Here is an 18,634-nt window from a genome sequence, read left to right on the forward strand (position 1 = left end):
GCTCAGGACGCAACGCCACCGGGACAATCCTGCAACGAGGAGAGGAAAATGGCGGTAACACAAATAGCCCAGGCATGCGATCTGGTAATTTTCGGCGCCAAAGGCGATCTCGCCCGTCGTAAACTGTTGCCCTCGCTGTATCAGTTAGAGAAAGCGGGCCAGATTCATGAAGAAACCCGCATCATCGGCGTGGGCCGTGCCGAGTGGGATAAAGCCGAATACACCAAAGTGGTGCGTGAGGCGTTAGAAACCTTCATGAAGGAAAAGATCGATGAAGCACTCTGGGACAAGCTCAGCAACCGTCTCGATTTCTGTAACCTTGATGTAAACGATACGTCGCACTTCCCACGCTTGGGTAAGATGCTGGACCAGAAAAGCCGTACCACCATTAACTATTTTGCCATGCCGCCCAGCACCTTCGGTGCGATCTGTCAGGGACTGGGCACGGCAAAGCTGAACGCTAAACCCGCGCGTGTTGTCATGGAAAAACCGCTCGGTACCTCGCTGGAAACCTCAAAAGAAATTAACGACAGCGTGGGTGAGTACTTTGATGAGAGTCAGGTTTTCCGTATTGACCACTATCTGGGCAAAGAAACGGTTCTTAACCTGTTAGCGCTGCGCTTTGCTAATGCCATTTTTGTTAATAACTGGGATAACCGCACGATCGATCACGTGCAGATTACCGTGGCGGAAGAAGTGGGTATTGAAGGACGCTGGGGCTACTTTGATAAAGCGGGCCAGATGCGCGATATGATTCAGAACCATCTGTTACAGGTTCTGACGATGATCGCCATGTCACCGCCTTCCGATCTCAGCGCCGACAGTATTCGTGATGAAAAAGTGAAAGTACTGCGCTCGCTGCGTCCTATCGATCAAACCAACGTCCGCGAGAAAACGGTACGTGGTCAGTACACCTCTGGCTTCGTTCAGGGCAAGAAAGTGCCTGGCTATCTGGAAGAAGAGGGGGCCAATAAGACCAGCGCCACCGAAACCTTTGTGGCTATTCGCGTGGACATCGATAACTGGCGTTGGGCAGGCGTGCCGTTCTACCTGCGTACCGGTAAACGTCTTCCGACCAAATGCTCAGAAGTCGTGGTGTATTTCAAAAACCCGGAGATGAACCTGTTTAAGGATTCCTACTCCCAGTTGCCGCAGAACAAACTCACTATTCGTCTGCAGCCTGATGAAGGCGTGGATATTGAGATCCTGAACAAAGTGCCGGGTCTTGATCACAAACACAAACTGCAAACCACCAAGCTGGATCTGAGCTACTCAGAAACCTTCAATCAGTCTCATCTGGCCGATGCCTATGAGCGCTTATTGCTGGAATCCATGCGCGGTATTCAGGCGCTGTTTGTGCGTCGCGATGAAGTGGAAGCGGCATGGACCTATGTAGATTCCATCATCGATGCCTGGGCAGCCGACGGCGACTCATCCAAGCCTTATCAGGCGGGAACATGGGGGCCGGTGGCCTCTGTGGCAATGATTACGCGTGATGGCCGCTCCTGGAACGAATTTGAATAACCACCCAGCCCGCCGCGAGCGGGCTTTTTTTTGCACCAACTCTCAAAAATGAACTGCCGTTTTAAAAATCTTTCCCGGTCATAGACGGGCAAACGGCGGATCCTGTATGGTAGTAGCGCTGTTAACCGGGCTGACCTGGCGATGTCCTCGCCGTGCTGCTCCCAATGTTATCCATCAGGGGACGTGATGAAAAACTGGAAAACGAGTGCCGAACAGATTCTGAAAACCGGACCGGTCGTACCGGTGATTGTGGTTAACAAGCTGGAACATGCCGTTCCCATGGCTCAGGCCCTGGTCGCCGGTGGCGTCAAGGTACTGGAGGTCACGTTGCGCACCCCTGTGGCGATGGATGCCCTGCGCGCCATCATTAAAAACGTACCTGACGCCATTGTGGGAGCCGGCACCGTGCTTAACACCCAACAGCTGCAGGAAGTCACGCAGGCGGGTGCCCAGTTCGTCATTAGCCCGGGGATTACCGAGTCTCTGCTTAAGGCCGCCGTTGAAGGCCCGATTCCGCTGATTCCCGGCATTAGCACGGTGTCAGAATTGATGACCGGCATGGACTATGGTTTGCGGGAATTCAAGTTTTTCCCTGCGGAAGCGAACGGTGGAGTAAAAGCGTTGCAGGCCATCGGCGGGCCTTTCCCTCAGGTACGCTTCTGCCCTACGGGCGGTATCTCACCGGCAAATTACCGCGACTATCTGGCTCTCAAAAGCGTGCTCTGTATCGGCGGTTCCTGGCTGGTGCCAAACGATGCACTGGAAGTGGGCGACTGGCAGCGAATCACGCAACTGGCGCGCGACGCTGTCGCTGGCGCGGAGTAATCTCCGGCGGGAAGTCAAACGCGAGCGGTGAGTCACTGACTCACCGCAATGGCACTATCCCTGAACGCTGACAGCCGCCGCGCTGGCAACGGCACGCGCAACGGCTTCTTCAGTTGTATCCGCACAGGCCAGGGCAACACCTAAACGGCGCTGACCGTCGATTTCAGGTTTGCCAAAGAGGCGCAGCTGCAAACCTGAACCCAATGCCGCCTCCACATTGACGAACTGCACGTTCTGACTGGTCAACTGCGGCAGGATAACGGCTGACGCGGAAGGACCATACTGGCGAACGGTGCCAATCGGCAGGCCAAGGAACGCACGCACATGAAGCGCGAATTCAGACAGATCTTGTGAAATCAGCGTCACCATACCGGTATCGTGCGGGCGAGGGGAGACTTCGCTGAACACCACTTCGTCGCCGCAGACAAACAGCTCTACGCCAAACAGCCCATAGCCACCCAGCGCTTTCACCACGGTTTCCGCAATGTGCTGCGCACGCTGCAGCGCCAGCTCACTCATTTGCTGAGGTTGCCATGATTCACGGTAATCCCCGTCTTCCTGGCGATGACCAATGGGGGCACAGAAATGAATGCCGTCAACGGCACTGATCGTTAACAGGGTGATTTCAAAATCAAACTTCACCACGCCTTCCACGATAACGCGCCCGGCACCCGCACGGCCGCCCTGCTGCGCATAGTCCCAGGCTTTTTCCAGCTGGCTGGCATCCCGGATAAAGCTCTGACCTTTACCTGAAGAGCTCATCACTGGCTTCACGATGCACGGAAAACCAATTTCGGCGGCGGCAGACACGAAATTATCTTTGCTGTCGGCAAAACGGTAGTGGGAAGTGGGAAGCGCGAGCTCTTCTGCTGCCAGACGGCGAATGCCCTCGCGGTTCATGGTCAGGCGCGCCGCGCGGGCGGTCGGCACGACGTGCTGGCCTTGCTGCTCCAGCTCCAGGAGTTTTTCAGTCGCAATAGCTTCAATTTCGGGTACGACGAAGTGAGGCTTTTCCTGCGCAATCACCGCGGCCAGCGCGTCACCATCCAGCATATTAATCACGTGGCTGCGATGAGCAACATGCATGGCAGGTGCATCAGCGTAGCGGTCAACGGCAATCACTTCCACACCCAGGCGCTGACATTCCAGCGCAACTTCTTTCCCCAGTTCACCGGAGCCCAACAGCATTACGCGCGTTGCACCAGGGCGCAGCGCAGTTCCAAGAGTCGTCATAAATTCCCCTAAAATCGAAGCAGTCAAAATGCGCGCGCAGTATATACGAAAACGTTTGCGTTCTCACCCTTCAGCTTATTTGCCTGGGTTTGCGCTACTTTTCCTGCTCTGACGTTTCCTGACATCTTTTTGGTAATGATGTTGTTTCTGAATGGTAAAGGGAGATGATGATGAATAACTGGCTGCAACAGATTCAATCGGTACTGGCTAAAAAAAGCAGCGAGGGTAAATCCAGCGGAGGATTAAGCGATATGCTGGCGCCGGGGGCTTTAGGCGGGCTGGCAGCCATGCTGGTGGCCAGTAAGTCATCCCGAAAGTTGTTAACGAAATATGGCGGTCAGGCTTTGATTATCGGCGGCGGGGCCGCGGCGGGTGCCGTGCTGTGGAACAAATATAAGCAGCGGGTACGCGAAACGCATCAAAACGATCCCGGCTTTGGTGAGTTGCAAACGCCAGTGGATCAGCGGGCGGAGCGGCTGGTGACCGCGCTGGTTTTTGCTGCTAAAAGCGATGGCCATATTGACGATCGGGAACGCGCGGCGATTGAACATAATATTCACGAGGCTGGCTATGGTCAGGATGCCGAAAAACTCATCCAGCAGGCCATGCAGCGACCGCTGGACCCCGAGTGGCTCGCGGCGGACGTCAAAAATGAAGAAGAGGCGCTTGAACTCTATTTTCTGAGCTGCGCCGCCATCGATGTGGACCACTTCATGGAGCGCAGCTATCTTTCCGCCCTGGGCGATGCGCTAAAAATCCCGCAGGATGTGCGTGACGGCATTCAGCAGGATATCCTGCAGCAGAAAGCGGGCTAACCCGCACAGGGCCAGCGATATGGCCCTGCACAACCTCACATTACCTTCACTTTACTTGGCATCTCTTTACATTAGTGCCACGCTTAGTGTTCATTACATTCAGCGGGACGGATGACATGAAAGCACCGAGCGCAAAAAAAATCCCTTACGAATTATCGCTGCATGGCGAAACGCGCATCGACAATTATTACTGGCTACGTGACGACAGGCGTGAAAACAGCGAGGTGCTGGACTATTTACGCGCTGAGAACAATTACGGCCAGAAAATCATGGGCTCACAACAGCCCTTACAGAATCGCATTCTGCATGAGATTATCGATCGCCTGCCGCCGCAGGACCACTCAGTACCCTATGTGAAAAATGGTTATCGCTATCAAAGCCGGTATGAAAGCGGCAATGAATATGCCGCCTATTACCGACAGCCCGCTGACAGCGATGAGAGCGACCCGTGGACACTGCTGCTGGATGCGAATCAGCGCGCATCACACAGTGATTTTTATACTATGGGCGCACTGCACATCAGCCCGGATAACCGGGTGCTGGCAGTGGCAGAGGACTTCCTTTCCCGGCGGCAGTACGGCATTCGTTTTCGCAATCTGGACAGTGGGAGTTGGTATCCGGAAGTGCTTAACGATGCCTCGTCCAGCTTTGCGTGGGCGAATGATTCACGCACCCTCTATTACGTTCGTAAACATCCGCAAACCCTGTTGCCTTATCAGCTATGGCGGCATGAGTTGGGTACGCCCCAGCACGACGATCGGCTCGTGTACGAAGAAAAAGACGATACCTATCACCTCAGCATTCATAAAACCACGTCGAAACAGTTCATCCTGATCGTGCTATACAGCACCAGCAGCAGCGAGATTCAGCTGATCGATGCGGATTTCCCGGACGCCCTTCCGCAGGTTTTTTTGCCCCGGCGGCGCGATCATGAATACAGTCTTGATCATTATGATCACACGTTCTTCATCCGCTCGAATCGCGAGGGTAAAAATTTCGGACTCTACCGTAGCCATTATCTGGATGAAGCGCGCTGGCAAACCGTGATCCCCGCGCGCGACCATATCGTAATGGAGGATTTCCAGCTTTTTCGTGACTGGCTGGTGGTAGAGGAGCGCCAGCGTGGGCTGACCAGCCTGCGGCAAATCAACTGGGAGACGGGAGAAACCAGCGGCATTGCGTTTGACGATCCCACTTACGTTACCTGGCTGGCTTACAATCCTACGCCGCGCACCAGTAAGCTGCGCTATGGCTATTCGTCCATGACCACGCCCGCCACGCTGTTTGAACTGGATATGGATACGGGGGAACGTCGCATCTTAAAACAAAGTGCGGTCAAAGACTTCAATCCGGATGAGTACAAAAGCGAGCACCATTGGATCACCGTTTCTGACGGCACAGAAGTGCCGGTCTCGCTGGTGTACCACCGCACCCATTTTCAGAAAGGGCAGAACCCCATGCTGGTGTATGGCTATGGCGCCTATGGCAGTAGCATGGACGCTGACTTTAGCGTCAGTCGGCTCAGCCTGCTGGACCGCGGGTTCATCTATGCGCTGGTGCATGTGCGAGGCGGCGGGGAGATGGGGCAGCAGTGGTATGACGGTGGCCGCCTGCTCAATAAGATGAACAGCTTCACCGATTTTATCGACGTGACAAACGGGCTCGTGGCGCGTGGATTCGGGCACCCGGACCGGCTCTATGCGATGGGAGGAAGTGCAGGGGGATTGCTGATGGGCGCAGTCATGAATCTGGCACCCACGCGCTATCACGGTGTGGTTGCGCAGGTGCCTTTTGTTGATGTGCTCACCACGATGCTTGATGAGTCTATTCCATTGACGACCGGGGAATATGACGAGTGGGGCAATCCGAATGACGCAGAGTACTATCGCTATATCCGGCAATACAGCCCATATGACAACGTTGCGGCGAAAACCTGCCCCCACCTGCTGGTGACAACCGGCCTGCATGATTCACAGGTACAATACTGGGAACCGGCAAAATGGGTGGCTAAGCTGCGTGAATATAAAACCGATGATAACCTGCTGCTGCTCTGCACCGATATGGACTCGGGGCACGGCGGTAAGTCTGGGCGCTACAAGGCCTATGAAGGCGTTGCCCTGGAGCTCACCTTCATCATCGCCCTTGCTCAGGGCAGTTTGCCTCCGGCCGCGCTTACGGAAGCTGACTAAGGCACTTGCGCAGCGCCTGCCGTAACGGTGGGCGCAAATCTTTCACGTTATCCAGCATCCATTTCAGGTAACCCGGATCTTTTCGGGCCACCACGGCCAGCGCCTGACCACGATATTTACCAAACGGCAGCACATCATCACGCTGCGCGGCAGGCTGCGAGCGCAGACTCATTTCGTCCGCACGCCAGCCGGACAGATCCATAATTCGAATGAGCAGCGCGGCCGTCACGTAGCAGTCGTACAGCGCCCGGTGAGCATGCAAATCCGCTGGCGGCGTCACATCCAGCTTGAGGCTGTGCCGGAGCGCCTGATTACCGTATTTAATGCCGGGCCATAGCTGACGAGCCAGTGTCATGGTACAGATCCACTCGCCGTGCATTTCCGGCAACATCCGACGGTCAAAGCTGGCATTGTGGGCCACGTAAAAGGGACTGCCGTGGTAGCGCAGGATGGCCTCTTCAATGGGCGGTTTGCCCATCACCATGGCTTCAGTAATGCGGTGCACGGCCATGGCCTGACGACTGATGGGGCGATCGGGTGAGACAAGATCGCTCATTGGATTGACGATTTGGCCGTCGATTACATCTACCGATGCAACCTCAACCACGCCGCCCTGCAGTCCGCAGGTTTCCGTATCGATAACGCGTAGCATCATTATTTCTGTTTAGGCTCGTAGGGAAGGCGTGACAGGTTGAGAGAGGCCTGGCGGTAATGCATTAAACGCTGACGAAACCAGTCCCGCAGGGCTTCAGGTTGTTCGTTGGCGACCATTTCTGCCACGACAGGCATGTTGTAGCGCTCTTTAAAAGCAACGCCTGCTGCAGCCAGATCGACATTGACTTTGTCTTTCTCTTCCTGCGACAGCAAGGCAAGGTTGTGACTCATGATATTCTCCCGATAAGCGTGACCAAAAGTAATGTTTTCCTCCTCCTGGCGCAAGGGACAGGATAGCATTGCTGGCCTCGACAGTTAAATTTCAGCGGCGTATTCTTGCGCCACGTTCGTGGCCTTTGCCGCCGTTAACAGGATGAAGAGATGAAAAAAACCGCGATTTCACGTGGGGTGCTGGCTCTGATCGCCACCGGCACAATGGTGTTTAGTCAGCTTGCACTGGCGCACGCCCACTTAGCGTCGTCGGTGCCGGCAGCCAACGCGGCGGTAACGCCTGCGCCGCGACACATTACGCTGAGCTTCACCGAAGACGTTGAAGCCGCATTCAGTGGCGTTGACGTCATGAATGCACAGCATAAAGCCGTGGGTGAAAAGGCCCGGCTGGATGGCAAGCAGCACGACCGCCTGCGGGTTGATTTTGCCCAGCCGCTGGCGCAGGGCGCTTATCAGGTAAACTGGCACGTGCTGTCCGTTGACGGGCACAAAACGCACGGAAGCTATACCTTCACCGTGAAATAAAACCGTGACCCTGTTGTGGCTGGTGCTGCGCGCACTGCATTTCACGGCATTAATGTTGCTGGTTGGCAGTGCCTTTTACAGCAGGTTGCTGGCACCGGTTGCCTTTCGAACCTCGCTGGCCGCGCGATTATTTCCGCTAATGAAGTGGAGTACATGGCTGGCCCTGCTGTCGGCACTGGCGATGCTGGCCACACAAAATGTGTTGATGAGTGGTGACTGGCACAATTTATCAGAGACGGCTGTGTGGCTGGCGGTATTTACAACCCGCTGGGGGGCCGTGTGGCAATGGCAGCTCCTCTTTTCGTTGTGTAGCGTGGCTGCGATTGTCATGCGTGACCGCCTCCGTCAGCAGGTTTGGCTGTTAACTGGCCTGCTACAGACAGGCTGCCTGGCGCTAACGGGCCATGCCGCCATGCGCGAGGGTATCGCCGGGCTCCTGCAACAAAGCAACCAGGCCTTACATCTCCTCGCCGCCGCCTTTTGGGCGGGCGGGTTAGTGCCTGTGTTGGTGTTGATGCGCATGGCGCGTAACATCGAATACCGGACAGCCGCAATCCGCACCATGATGCGTTTTTCCCGTTATGGTCACGTTGCCGTCGCCTTAACGATAATTACCGGTGTCGTTAACAGCCTGCTGATTGCCGGGGCGCCAGCAAACTGGCATCTCAACGATTATGTTGTACTGTTGTTGTGCAAAGCAGGGCTGGTCATGCTTATGGTACTGATTGCGCTCTGGAATCGTTACTGGCTGGTGCCGCGCTTTCACATTGCGGGCCTTGCGGCACAACGACTGTTTATTCGCATGACCCAGCTTGAAATTGTGCTGGCATGCGGCGTAGTGGGGTTGGTCAGCGTGTTTGCTACGTTGTCACCAACCTGAATGATGAAAACCCCATAAAGGTAAGTTATGTTGCTGAAGAAAGCGATCCCCACACTGCTGTTATTAACGCTGGCTGGTCAGGCAGCAGCGGCACAAATCATCACCGTCAGCCGTTTCGAAATTGGTAAAGACAAGTGGCCGTTTAATCGTGAAGAGGTGATGCTGACCTGTGAGAAAGATGGATCGCTGTTTGCCATCAATCCCAGCACGCTGATGCAGTACCCGCTTAATGAGAAGGCGGAGGCTCAGGTCAACGCTAAGCGGGTGAAGGCACAGCCCATCAGCGTGATTCAGGCGCCGGATAAAGCGCATCCGGATCGTATGATGAGTCTGCAACCTGTCGTGGATCGTGCACAGGCGCTGTGCACAAAATAAGACGATGCAGGCAAGAGTGCGCAAATTTGTCTTACGGGTCACAAACCTGTCGGGTTTATGGTCTGAGCCGCGGCGCTGGCTGGAAAATCTGGCGCGTTGTCCTACGCTTTAGAAGCAAGGCGAAAGCCTCTATTAATGCCAACTTTTAGCGCACGGCTCCTTGAGAGCCATTTCCCTGGACCGAATACAGGAATCGTGTTCGGTCTTTTTTTGCCTTTCAACGCTCACCATGACGGCCCAGACAGCGGGGATGGTGTTCACCTGGCCGCACGCTACTGGCCCGGCTCACGCAACAGGATGGCAGAAACGAAACCGGCGCGATCGCGTTTCTCCCTCCTGTGCGAAAGGGCGTTTACACCCGGAACGCTTCAACCATACCGCGCAGCGCGTGTGCCTGCTCAGAAAGGGATTGTGAAGCGGACGATGATTCCTCAACCAGTGCGGCGTTGTTCTGAGTAACGCTGTCCATCTGGCCCACGGCGACACTCACCTGAGAAATCCCCTGCATCTGTTCGGAAGAGGCCAGCGAGATCTCATCCATAGCCGTTGCCAGTTCACCCACCATGTTAACGATTTTCAAGATACTTTGACCGGTTCCACTCGCGACGGTTACGCCGGTTTCAACCTGCTGCACGGCCTGTTCAATCAAGGTTTTAATTTCCTTCGCGGCGGTAGCACTCCGCTGGGCCAGATTTCTGACTTCGCCAGCCACCACGGCAAACCCGCGCCCTTGCTCACCGGCACGCGCGGCCTCAACGGCAGCATTGAGCGCCAGAATGTTGGTCTGAAAAGCAATGCCTTCAATCACGCCGGTTATATCACGAATCTTCGCAGCACTGTCTGAAATGTCTTTCATGGTTGCCGACATCCGTTGCATATCTGCTTCGCCGCGTTGAGCCAGATTGGCCGTTTCGCGGGCTGATGTGGCTGTATGCTGTGCCCCGGAGGCATTACTCTTCACCGTCGCGGTTAATTGTTCCATGCTGGCAGCGGTTTCCTGAAGCGCGGCAGCCTGCTCTTCGGTACGGGACGATAATTCGGTATTTCCTTGCGCGATTTCATCGGCGGCAAGCGCAACGTTAGCTGAAGAATCTTTGATTTCGACAACCAGGCCGCGAAGTTTAGCCTGCATTCCGTCAAGGGATGCCAGCAGACTTGACGTATCCTTAGGACGCAGGTGCACCGCCGAGGTCAGATCGCCGTTAGCAATGGCCGCCGCAATGAGTTGGGCCTGAGCAGGCTCGCCCCCTAACTGGCGCATCAGTAAACGGGTAATCATCCATCCGGTGGCGACAGAAAAAACGATGGAAAGCAGGCCCAGGATAACCAAAACGAGTGTTGAGGTTCGGGTTGAACGATTATTCTCTTCCACCGCGTTGCGACTGTTATTCAACTGAACGTTGGTCATTTCACCAAGTGAACTGAGTAACGCACGCTGAGCAGGACGCACCGTCACCATCAGATAATTTGTGGCTTCCTGAGGACGGTTATCCAGGCCAAACTGACCGGCCTTTTCCAGACCGGAAATCACCTGCGCTTCATTGGCCTGAAGTTTTTCCAGCGCAGCACGTCCGGCGGGCGTGGAATCCTCACGCATGATTGTTTCAAGCGCTTCACGATTTTTTAAGTAAGCTGCTTTTTGCAGTTTCAGCCTCTCCCACTCTGGCTGCATGGCTTTCGCATCGCTGAGAAGCGCGAGGTTTCTCGCGGCAATCGCCATGTCTCTCAGTTCATCTCGCATATCAACGGCGAGCTGATATTTTCGCATCTTAACATTGACCGCATCATCCATACCGGTGCTGGCGGAATGCAGTGCTTTAAAAGAAATAGTAATACAGATAATAAAAAGCAGAATTAACAGGCCAAAACCGATTGCCAGACGCGTGGAGATTTTCATCTTAGAATTCCTGAAAGTTAAGTTCAGCGTTCTTATCGGCAAAAGACGTGTAAAAAATTAATAAAATAGACATATTTCTGAAACAGTAAATTCCGCAAGCAGGGTGGAAGTTTCCAGAGTAATGGTCCTTTAAAAGGACTTATAAGTTCAATTAATCAATTGAGTGCAGGTAATCAGGAGAGGGTAATTGATATTTAAAATGCTTTTAGTAAACACAGCAGCGCGCTGGCGCGATATATGAACGGCGAGGGCAGCACTGCGCTGACCTTGATTTGAAATAAGTCTTGTCATTTTCCTAATGTGTGGCGTTTTTCGTAAATGCACAGATAAGACAACACGTTCACCCGTCGCCAATAAATATAGCGCCCTGCTGCAGGGTGTGAGCCAGATTCACTCTCACGCAAGGCACCTGTGATTCGAACGGGCGATTATATCACACCTGAGAGGGGCTCTGGTGCATTGATGAAGCGTACTGACATCTCTGATCACTCAACCCGTGCGTCGTAAATGGTAGTTAACCTGATAATCGTGGGTGTTTCTGTACATCACGGCGTAGTTGATAAAAGAGCCCGTATTGCTGTATGAAAGCGAATCGACTCTGAGTAGGAGGGTTTTCTCAGCGATATCCATCAGGTGCGACAGGCGCTTATCGGATAAAACCGGTCTTAATGACTCATAATTGCCCTCTAAAACAATGCCACACTCCTGCTCGATATAGTCAAATTTAGATTTTTCCAAATGGGCCAGGCTAAGGTCAGGGAATATTTTCACTGGCATATAACTTTCTTCGAGCATCAGCAGCTTTTCATCAACATAACGTAACCGACGTGAGAAAAAGAGGCGTTCACCACTGTTTATGCGTAACTGATCGGCTATGGCGGGAGGGGCGGCGATTAACTCGAACGCCAGTACCTTACTGATCACCTCTTTTCCCTGCAGACGTAAGACTTCTGCCAGCCCGGTGAGCGAACTGGTTTCATGACTGATATCCTTTGCGGACACGTAGGTTCCGCTGCCATGCCGTCGCTCCAGCAACCCCTCTCTGACCAGTAAATCTATTGCCTTACGCAAGGTCATTCTCGCCACGCCAAACTCTGTGGCGAGCACTTTTTCAGCCGGAATAGCACTCCCGACCGCGACAAAGGGCGAATTTAGCCGGAGACGCAGTTTGTCAGCGATAAATTTATAGATCACTTTTGTACCTCCTGAGAGGGAGACATAACCGTCAACAGGCCTTGCATAAAGTTAATGCGTGCAGGGGGATAAATAAATAGATTTTTTATTTCCTATAGCCGCGCTGTGAGATGTCTAGTTATTGCCATGAAAATAGACGTCATGATGAAAATTAAAACCATGAGGGCGCTCACGAAGTCGTTAATGTCCCACTCTGCCAGAGGCGTGACTGCCTTATTTTGGCTGCGTTTACATTGACTTTAACGATGTATCCTTAGAATCGTTACGTGAGGAACTTAAATGCTCAGTCAAATACAGCGCTTTGGCGGCGCCATGTTTACGCCGGTATTATTATTTCCCTTCGCCGGTATCATCGTTGGTCTTTCCATTATGTTACGCAACCCTTTATTTGTAGGGGAAGCATTAACGCATCCAGAGAGTTTATTTAATCAAATTGTCTTCATTATTGAAGAGGGCGGATGGACGGTTTTTAGAAACATGCCGTTAATATTCGCGGTTGGCCTCCCGGTGGGGTTGGCAAAACAGGCTCAGGGGCGAGCATGTCTGGCCGTTGTCGTCAGTTTTTTAACCTGGAATTATTTAATTAATGCCATGGGCAGCACCTGGGGCGATTTTTTTGCCGTCGATTTTTCCAAAGGAACAGAAGCCGGAAGCGGACTGGCCATGATCGCGGGGATAAAAACACTGGATACCAGCATCATCGGTGCCATCGTCATTGCCGGTCTGGTGACGGCTCTGCACAATCGTTATTTTGAAAAACCGCTTCCGGTTTTTCTGGGTATTTTTCAGGGATCATCTTTTGTCGTCATTGTTGCCTTCTTAGCGATGATCCCCTGTGCCTGGTTAACGCTGTTTGGCTGGCCCAAAATTCAAATGGGCATCGAGTCGCTTCAACAGTTTTTACGCGATGCGGGCGCGGTTGGCGTGTGGGTTTATACCTTTCTGGAACGTATCCTGATCCCGACAGGACTGCACCACTTTATTTATGGGCCTTTTATCTTTGGCCCGGCAGTGGTTGAAGGCGGCATCCAGGTTTACTGGGCAGAGCATCTGCAGGCGTTCAGCCAGAGTACGCAACCACTCAAACAACTGTTTCCTCAGGGCGGTTTCGCGCTTCATGGCAATGCAAAAGTCTTCGGCGCAGTGGGGATTGCGTTGGCGCTCTATTCGACAGCCTCAGCGCGTCACCGGGTCAAAGTCGCAGGGTTGTTAATTCCGGCCACGTTGACAGCCGTTCTGGTCGGCATCACTGAACCCCTGGAGTTTACCTTCCTGTTTATTTCGCCTCTGCTGTTTGCGGTGCACGCTGTGCTGGCCGCCAGCATGGCGACAGCAATGTATATGTGCGGCGTGGTAGGGAACTACGGTGGCGGCTTACTGGACCAGTTTCTGCCGCAAAACTGGATCCCAATGTTCCCTAACCATGCCGGCATGATCTTTACCCAAATCGGTATAGGCCTGGTTTTCACGGGGCTCTACTTCGTGGTTTTTCACCAACTCATCCTGCGGCTGAACCTGAAAACACCCGGTCGGGAGGACAGTGACGTCAGGCTTTACAACAAGGCCGACTATCGGGCAGCGCGAGCAGCGCCAGCTTCCCCGGGCGGGCATAACCCGCAACGCGATCAGGCTTGGGGTTTTCTGAATGCGCTGGGTGGGGCCAGCAATATAGCCAGCATCAACAACTGCGCCACGCGCCTGCGCATAACACTGCTCGATGAGGCCAAAACGCAGAACGATGCCGCGTTTATGGCGCTGGGCGCCCACGGTGTCGTCCGGCGTGGCAACAGTATTCAGGTCATTGTGGGCTTACAGGTCCCCCAGGTGCGCGAGCAACTTGAAAGCCAAATGAAAGACCCGGCCCGGTCTGAAGCAACACTTACCATGGAGAAACCTTTATGAAGACATTCTCAGTTTTAATTGCGGGCGGCGGTAGCACCTTTACGCCGGGTATTGTGCTAATGCTCCTGGCGAACCGGCACCGCTTTCCTTTACGCCAGCTGAAGTTTTACGACAATGACGCGGCCCGTCAGGAAACCATTGCCCGGGCCTGTAAGATTATCTTGCAGGAACAGGCACCTGACATTGTGTTCAGCTATACCACCGATCCGCAGGAAGCATTCAGTGACGTCGATTTTGTCATGGCGCATATTCGGGTGGGTAAATATCCCATGCGTGAGCAAGATGAAAAAATCCCCTTGCGTCATGGTGTTCTGGGCCAGGAAACCTGTGGGCCGGGTGGTATTGCCTATGGCATGCGCTCAATCGGCGGTGTCCTTGAGCTTGTCGATTATATGCAACAGTACTCACCCGACGCCTGGATGCTGAATTATTCCAACCCGGCCGCCATCGTGGCTGAGGCAACGCGACGCCTGCGACCTGAGGCTAAAATCCTGAATATTTGTGACATGCCGATTGGTATTGAAAGTCGGATGGCAAAAATTGTCGGTCTGCAAGACCGCAAGCAAATGCGGGTGCGCTACTACGGGCTCAATCATTTTGGCTGGTGGACCGCAGTTGAAGATTTGAAGGGGAATGATTTAATGCCACAGCTGCGTGAGTACGTGGCAAAGTACGGCTATGTTCCGCCCTCTGGATCGTCATCAGTGGAGTCCAGCTGGAAGGATACTTTCCTGAAGGCGCGCGATGTGCAAGCGCTGGATCCCCAGACGTTGCCCAATACCTATCTGAAATATTATTTATTCCCAGATTATGTGGTCGCGCATTCCAACCCTGAACGCACCCGCGCGAATGAGGTCATGGAGCATCGTGAAAAGCAGGTGTTCAGCGCCTGCAGGGCAATCACCGATGCCGGGGATTCATCCGCCGGAGAGTTGGAAATAGACGAACATGCTTCCTATATTGTCGATCTGGCGACCGCGATCGCCTTCAATACCCAGGAGCGTATGCTGCTCATTGTGCCTAATCAGGGCGCTATCCCCAACTTTGATGCGGACGCTATGGTGGAAATTCCCTGTCTGGTGGGGCGCAACGGTGCGGAACCCCTTCAGGTTGGCGACATTCCGACTTTCCAGAAGGGGTTAATGAGTCAGCAGGTTGCGGTCGAAAAGCTCGTGGTGGAGGCATGGGAACAGCGCTCCCGGCATAAGTTATGGCAGGCCATTACCTTATCTAGAACGGTACCAAGTGCCGCCGTTGCAAAAGCGATTCTCGACGATCTTATCGAGGCAAATAAAGCCTTCTGGCCGCCGTTGAGCTAGAGCGCCCGTCAGCCAGCTTGGGTTCGCGTTCAGGCTGGCTGTCTTCGCAGACAGGGCAAACCAGGAGAATCAAATGCCGTGAGGGATAACCCTGTGGATCGCGCGCGAGAGTCGTCAATATTCTAGTGTGCATTGCGCGGCAGTGCAGTCCTGAGCTCGGCGTGCCGGGACTGCACTGCCGCGTCATGCCTCTCCACCGTTGCGCGTGCTTGATTTTCAGCGCGCATCCCGCCACATTAGCTCCTCGTATCCTGCCGCTTGCAAAGGAGATGATCGTGTCGACTGTACCCCCACTGACCTTACTGAAGCGTATTGATGAACGCTACCGATCGCTCACCGGACATGGGCTTTACTGTCCTCATGATATCGATGACCGTTATCAGTGGCTGCATGAACAGGCGCCGTACAGCATTCTTGCCCACAGTACCGCAGCCGATCCCGTGTTTGTCTATGCCAATCGTTGTGCTCTGAACTGCTTCAAATACAGTGCGGAAGAGATACGGCAACTGCCGTCACGACTCAGTGCCGGGCCTTTCGACAGGGAAGCACGACAGCGCCTGCTGGATATTGTCAGACGCGATGGCATTGCCACCGGCTACAGCGGACCGCGTGTCGATAAGCAGGGCAAAAGCTTCATTATCTACGATGGCGAAGTCTGGCAGTCAGACGGACGCGATGAGGCGGGATGGGGCCAGGCCGCACTGTTCTGGCCCAGCCCCCGTCACGCGTTGGCAGCGTTCTGATCGGCGCGACGACGCCTTTCTGCCGTGTGCTGACAGGCTTATACCCGGAACGCTTCTACCATGCCGCGTAATGCGTGCGCCTGTTCAGAAAGAGACTGAGAAGCAGAGGATGACTCTTCAACCAGCGCCGCGTTGTTCTGGGTGACGCTGTCCATCTGGCTGACGGCGACGCTCACCTGAGAAATGCCCTGCATTTGTTCGGAGGAGGCCAGTGAGATCTCATCCATCGCGCTGGCCAGGTCGCCGACCATGCTGACGATTTTGAGGATGCTTTCACCTGTACCGTTGGCGACTTTGACGCCGCTGCCAACCTGTTCAACCGCTTGCTCAATCAGCGACTTAATCTCTTTTGCTGCGGTCGCGCTGCGCTGGGCCAGGGTGCGGACTTCACCTGCGACAACGGCAAAACCCCGGCCCTGTTCGCCAGCACGCGCGGCCTCTACCGCGGCATTGAGGGCCAGGATATTGGTCTGGAAGGCGATGCCCTCAATAACGCCGGTGATATCGCGAATTTTAGACGCGCTCAGCGAAATGTCGTTCATGGTTTCCGACATCCGGTGTACGTCGCTTTCGCCACTGCGCGCGAGCACGGCGGTCTCACGGGCAGTTGACGCAGTGCTTTGCGCACCGGCGGCGTTACTTTTCACCGTGGCGGTGAGCTGTTCCATGCTGGCTGCGGTTTCCTGCAAGGCGGCGGCCTGCTGTTCGGTCCGTGAGGACAGCTCCGTGTTCCCCTGGGCGATCTCTTCCGCTGCCAGCGCAACGTTACCCGAGGTCTGTTTGATCTCTGACACCAGAGCACGCAGTTTAGCCTGCATACCATCCAGTGAAGCCAGCAGGCTGGTGGAATCATTACGGCGGAGCGTGACGCTGGCGGTCAAATCGCCCGAGGCAATCGCGGCCGCCAGTTCCTGGGCCTGGGCAGGCTCACCGCCCAACTGGCGCATTAACACCCGGGTGATGACATAGCCGGTGGCGAGGGAGAACAGCACGGAAAGCACGGATAAAAACACCAGCGTCAAGGACGCCCGGCTGGTTGCCACGCTGTTAACTTCCACCGCGTTGCGGCTGTTATGCATGAGAATGTCTGTGGTTTTGTTTAGCGCATCCAGCATATTGCGTTGCAAGGGGCGCAAGGTCTCCATGAGATAACGCGTCGCTTCATCTCGCTCATTCTTCAGCCCCAGTTGCCCGGCAGCTTCGAAAGCGCTCATCACCGTGCCTTCCAGTTCTTTAATGTGGTTTAAGGCAGCCTGTTCTTCAGCCGTGGACTGGCTTTGCATGATCACCTCAAGCGTTTCACGGTTTTCCGCGAACAGTTTTTTTTGCGCTTCAAGACGCTCCCATTCAGGCTGCATTTCCTTAACGTCGCTCAACAAGGCCAGATTTCGCACGGCTATCGCCAAATCCCTGAGTTCGCCGCGCATATCAAGAATCAACTGGTACTTCCGCATTTTGACATTCACGACCTCATCCATTCCGGTTTTAGCGTTATGCAGCGAGTTAAGTGAGACAGAGGTGCAGATAATGGAAAGCAAAATTAACAAACCGAAACCGGTTGCAAGACGAGTGGAGATTTTCATGGATATGTTCCCGATGGATTGCTGTTTTGTTCTCTATCGGCACGCGTCAGGAAAATGATTAACAAAAAGGCCAAAATTTACATAAGTATTGTTAATATTATTATTTTGAATTTAAAAAATGATCTTAATCAATAAATGACGATATTTTTGTTATGTCTTGAATGTCGTAAGGTAATGGCCGAAAAATATGCAATGGGTTGATGTATTGAGTCAGATTGAGGAGGCGTTTTTTATTAAATCATAAATTTAAATGGTGGTTGCCACTAACCCGGATCGACGGGCAGCGAAGGGCAGACATGACCTCGTAGCGGGCCTGGATCTGCGCTCGCCACTCTGTTGCTCATCAGTGATCCCGTCACGCTACCCAACAGATCAAACCCTGAAGTGACGGCGTTGGGTAAGGTGTGCCTGTGCGACGAACACAGCGCGTATACGTCCGATAAATATGTGATCGGGGTAACAATCTTGACATGAATTTTAAGTTTATCAGACAGTTCATTACGCCAGTTTCTTCACTATAGCGACTCCATTCACAGCATGGGAAAGCACAATGAGGAAACCGTTAGCAGTGGCCTGGTTGTTTTTGATCATTTCATTCGGCGCAACGGCGCAAAGTCTGACGCACAGCAGGGCCGATCCCGCCCATTATGCGGGATTAAAGACGCACAGCAGCATCGCAGATACGCCGGAATCACCTGATGAGCATGTAAGGGAGAGGCAGCACGACGTGGGTAAAGCATTGTGA

Annotated in this window: 17 protein-coding genes; 11 read left to right on the forward strand and 6 right to left on the reverse strand. The window is 53.8% G+C overall.

The window, feature by feature from the left end; genetic code table 11:
* The first annotated feature begins 48 nt into the window (after nt 1–48).
* Together zwf and PAGR_RS09775 are read left to right on the forward strand one after the other, a co-directional pair.
* Nucleotides 49–1,524: a glucose-6-phosphate dehydrogenase gene (gene zwf / locus PAGR_RS09770; RefSeq protein WP_013026068.1), complete on the forward strand. Its 1,476-nt coding sequence runs from the start codon at nt 49–51 to the stop codon at nt 1,522–1,524.
* Between the two features lie 186 nt (nt 1,525–1,710).
* A complete protein-coding gene (locus PAGR_RS09775; RefSeq protein WP_014605677.1) occupies nt 1,711–2,349 on the forward strand; it encodes a bifunctional 4-hydroxy-2-oxoglutarate aldolase/2-dehydro-3-deoxy-phosphogluconate aldolase in 639 nt (212 codons plus the stop codon).
* A gap of 54 nt (nt 2,350–2,403) precedes the next feature.
* Here PAGR_RS09775 and purT read toward each other — a convergent pair whose 3' ends face one another.
* On the reverse strand, nt 2,404–3,582 hold the full coding sequence (gene purT, locus PAGR_RS09780; protein ID WP_014605678.1) for a formate-dependent phosphoribosylglycinamide formyltransferase: 1,179 nt from the start codon (nt 3,580–3,582) through the stop codon (nt 2,404–2,406).
* 170 nt (nt 3,583–3,752) lie between these two features.
* On the opposite strand from purT, the gene PAGR_RS09785 reads away from it, so the two are divergent.
* Together PAGR_RS09785 and PAGR_RS09790 are read left to right on the forward strand one after the other, a co-directional pair.
* Nucleotides 3,753–4,397 (forward strand): tellurite resistance TerB family protein, encoded by a 645-nt coding sequence (locus tag PAGR_RS09785; protein WP_015700169.1) that lies wholly within the window; start codon nt 3,753–3,755, stop codon nt 4,395–4,397.
* Between the two features lie 116 nt (nt 4,398–4,513).
* Nucleotides 4,514–6,586, forward strand: a complete 2,073-nt coding sequence (locus PAGR_RS09790; protein ID WP_014605680.1) for a prolyl oligopeptidase family serine peptidase — start codon at nt 4,514–4,516, stop codon at nt 6,584–6,586.
* On the opposite strand, the gene exoX is transcribed toward PAGR_RS09790, so the two are convergent.
* Both exoX and PAGR_RS09800 read right to left on the reverse strand, forming a co-directional pair.
* On the reverse strand, nt 6,570–7,241 hold the full coding sequence (gene exoX, locus PAGR_RS09795) for an exodeoxyribonuclease X (RefSeq protein ID WP_014593875.1): 672 nt from the start codon (nt 7,239–7,241) through the stop codon (nt 6,570–6,572). The two genes, PAGR_RS09790 and exoX, sit on opposite strands and share 17 nt — an antisense overlap.
* The gene (locus PAGR_RS09800; protein WP_019105100.1) at nt 7,241–7,471 is read right to left on the reverse strand and encodes a DNA polymerase III subunit theta; all 231 of its coding nucleotides are present in this window, start codon (nt 7,469–7,471) and stop codon (nt 7,241–7,243) included. The genes exoX and PAGR_RS09800 overlap by 1 nt, the downstream gene beginning before the upstream one ends.
* Nucleotides 7,472–7,621: 150 nt before the next feature.
* Here PAGR_RS09800 and copC point away from each other — a divergent pair, with 150 nt between their 5' ends.
* From copC to PAGR_RS09815, 3 genes are read left to right on the forward strand one after another with little or no spacing between them, the layout of a single operon-like run.
* Nucleotides 7,622–7,996: a copper homeostasis periplasmic binding protein CopC gene (gene copC / locus PAGR_RS09805; protein WP_014605681.1), complete on the forward strand. Its 375-nt coding sequence runs from the start codon at nt 7,622–7,624 to the stop codon at nt 7,994–7,996.
* A gap of 4 nt (nt 7,997–8,000) precedes the next feature.
* Nucleotides 8,001–8,876: a copper homeostasis membrane protein CopD gene (gene copD, locus PAGR_RS09810; protein ID WP_014605682.1), complete on the forward strand. Its 876-nt coding sequence runs from the start codon at nt 8,001–8,003 to the stop codon at nt 8,874–8,876.
* 27 nt (nt 8,877–8,903) lie between these two features.
* Entirely contained in the window at nt 8,904–9,251 is a 348-nt protein-coding gene (locus tag PAGR_RS09815; protein WP_014593872.1) for a YebY family protein, read from the forward strand.
* A 352-nt stretch (nt 9,252–9,603) separates the two neighbouring features.
* On the opposite strand, the gene PAGR_RS09820 is transcribed toward PAGR_RS09815, so the two are convergent.
* Nucleotides 9,604–11,148 carry a methyl-accepting chemotaxis protein gene (locus tag PAGR_RS09820; RefSeq protein ID WP_014605683.1) on the reverse strand — a complete coding sequence of 515 codons (1,545 nt, stop codon included), beginning with the start codon at nt 11,146–11,148 and terminating at the stop codon, nt 9,604–9,606.
* 489 nt (nt 11,149–11,637) lie between these two features.
* Nucleotides 11,638–12,342 (reverse strand): GntR family transcriptional regulator, encoded by a 705-nt coding sequence (locus tag PAGR_RS09825; RefSeq protein ID WP_013026057.1) that lies wholly within the window; start codon nt 12,340–12,342, stop codon nt 11,638–11,640.
* 279 nt (nt 12,343–12,621) lie between these two features.
* On the opposite strand from PAGR_RS09825, the gene PAGR_RS09830 reads away from it, so the two are divergent.
* From PAGR_RS09830 to PAGR_RS09840, 3 genes are all read left to right on the forward strand, one after another.
* Nucleotides 12,622–14,244 (forward strand): alpha-glucoside-specific PTS transporter subunit IIBC, encoded by a 1,623-nt coding sequence (locus tag PAGR_RS09830; RefSeq protein WP_014593869.1) that lies wholly within the window; start codon nt 12,622–12,624, stop codon nt 14,242–14,244.
* Nucleotides 14,241–15,563, forward strand: coding sequence for a 6-phospho-alpha-glucosidase (locus tag PAGR_RS09835; protein WP_014605684.1), 1,323 nt, complete (start codon nt 14,241–14,243; stop codon nt 15,561–15,563). Before PAGR_RS09830 ends, PAGR_RS09835 begins: the two co-directional genes overlap by 4 nt.
* Nucleotides 15,564–15,832: 269 nt before the next feature.
* A complete protein-coding gene (locus PAGR_RS09840) occupies nt 15,833–16,306 on the forward strand; it encodes an MEKHLA domain-containing protein (RefSeq protein WP_029568844.1) in 474 nt (157 codons plus the stop codon).
* Between the two features lie 38 nt (nt 16,307–16,344).
* Here PAGR_RS09840 and PAGR_RS09845 read toward each other — a convergent pair whose 3' ends face one another.
* Complete coding sequence (locus PAGR_RS09845) at nt 16,345–17,889, reverse strand: methyl-accepting chemotaxis protein (RefSeq protein ID WP_014605686.1); 1,545 nt, start codon at nt 17,887–17,889, stop codon at nt 16,345–16,347.
* Between the two features lie 550 nt (nt 17,890–18,439).
* Here PAGR_RS09845 and PAGR_RS09850 point away from each other — a divergent pair.
* Entirely contained in the window at nt 18,440–18,634 is a 195-nt protein-coding gene (locus tag PAGR_RS09850; protein ID WP_014605687.1) for a hypothetical protein, read from the forward strand.

Origin of the sequence: Pantoea ananatis PA13 (assembly GCF_000233595.1) — a bacterium.
GTDB lineage: Bacteria > Pseudomonadota > Gammaproteobacteria > Enterobacterales > Enterobacteriaceae > Pantoea > Pantoea ananatis.

Bases quoted from the DNA above. Each gene is read 5' to 3' on its own strand.
- zwf (WP_013026068.1), top strand. From the start codon at position 49: ATGGCGGTAACACAAATAGCCCAGGCATGCGATCTGGTAATTTTCGGC.
- PAGR_RS09775 (WP_014605677.1), top strand. From the start codon at position 1,711: ATGAAAAACTGGAAAACGAGTGCCGAACAGATTCTGAAAACCGGACCG.
- purT (WP_014605678.1), bottom strand. From the start codon at position 3,582: ATGACGACTCTTGGAACTGCGCTGCGCCCTGGTGCAACGCGCGTAATG.
- PAGR_RS09785 (WP_015700169.1), top strand. From the start codon at position 3,753: ATGAATAACTGGCTGCAACAGATTCAATCGGTACTGGCTAAAAAAAGC.
- PAGR_RS09790 (WP_014605680.1), top strand. From the start codon at position 4,514: ATGAAAGCACCGAGCGCAAAAAAAATCCCTTACGAATTATCGCTGCAT.
- exoX (WP_014593875.1), bottom strand. From the start codon at position 7,241: ATGATGCTACGCGTTATCGATACGGAAACCTGCGGACTGCAGGGCGGC.
- PAGR_RS09800 (WP_019105100.1), bottom strand. From the start codon at position 7,471: ATGAGTCACAACCTTGCCTTGCTGTCGCAGGAAGAGAAAGACAAAGTC.
- copC (WP_014605681.1), top strand. From the start codon at position 7,622: ATGAAAAAAACCGCGATTTCACGTGGGGTGCTGGCTCTGATCGCCACC.
- PAGR_RS09815 (WP_014593872.1), top strand. From the start codon at position 8,904: ATGTTGCTGAAGAAAGCGATCCCCACACTGCTGTTATTAACGCTGGCT.
- PAGR_RS09820 (WP_014605683.1), bottom strand. From the start codon at position 11,148: ATGAAAATCTCCACGCGTCTGGCAATCGGTTTTGGCCTGTTAATTCTG.
- PAGR_RS09830 (WP_014593869.1), top strand. From the start codon at position 12,622: ATGCTCAGTCAAATACAGCGCTTTGGCGGCGCCATGTTTACGCCGGTA.
- PAGR_RS09835 (WP_014605684.1), top strand. From the start codon at position 14,241: ATGAAGACATTCTCAGTTTTAATTGCGGGCGGCGGTAGCACCTTTACG.
- PAGR_RS09840 (WP_029568844.1), top strand. From the start codon at position 15,833: ATGATCGTGTCGACTGTACCCCCACTGACCTTACTGAAGCGTATTGAT.
- PAGR_RS09845 (WP_014605686.1), bottom strand. From the start codon at position 17,889: ATGAAAATCTCCACTCGTCTTGCAACCGGTTTCGGTTTGTTAATTTTG.
- PAGR_RS09850 (WP_014605687.1), top strand. From the start codon at position 18,440: ATGAGGAAACCGTTAGCAGTGGCCTGGTTGTTTTTGATCATTTCATTC.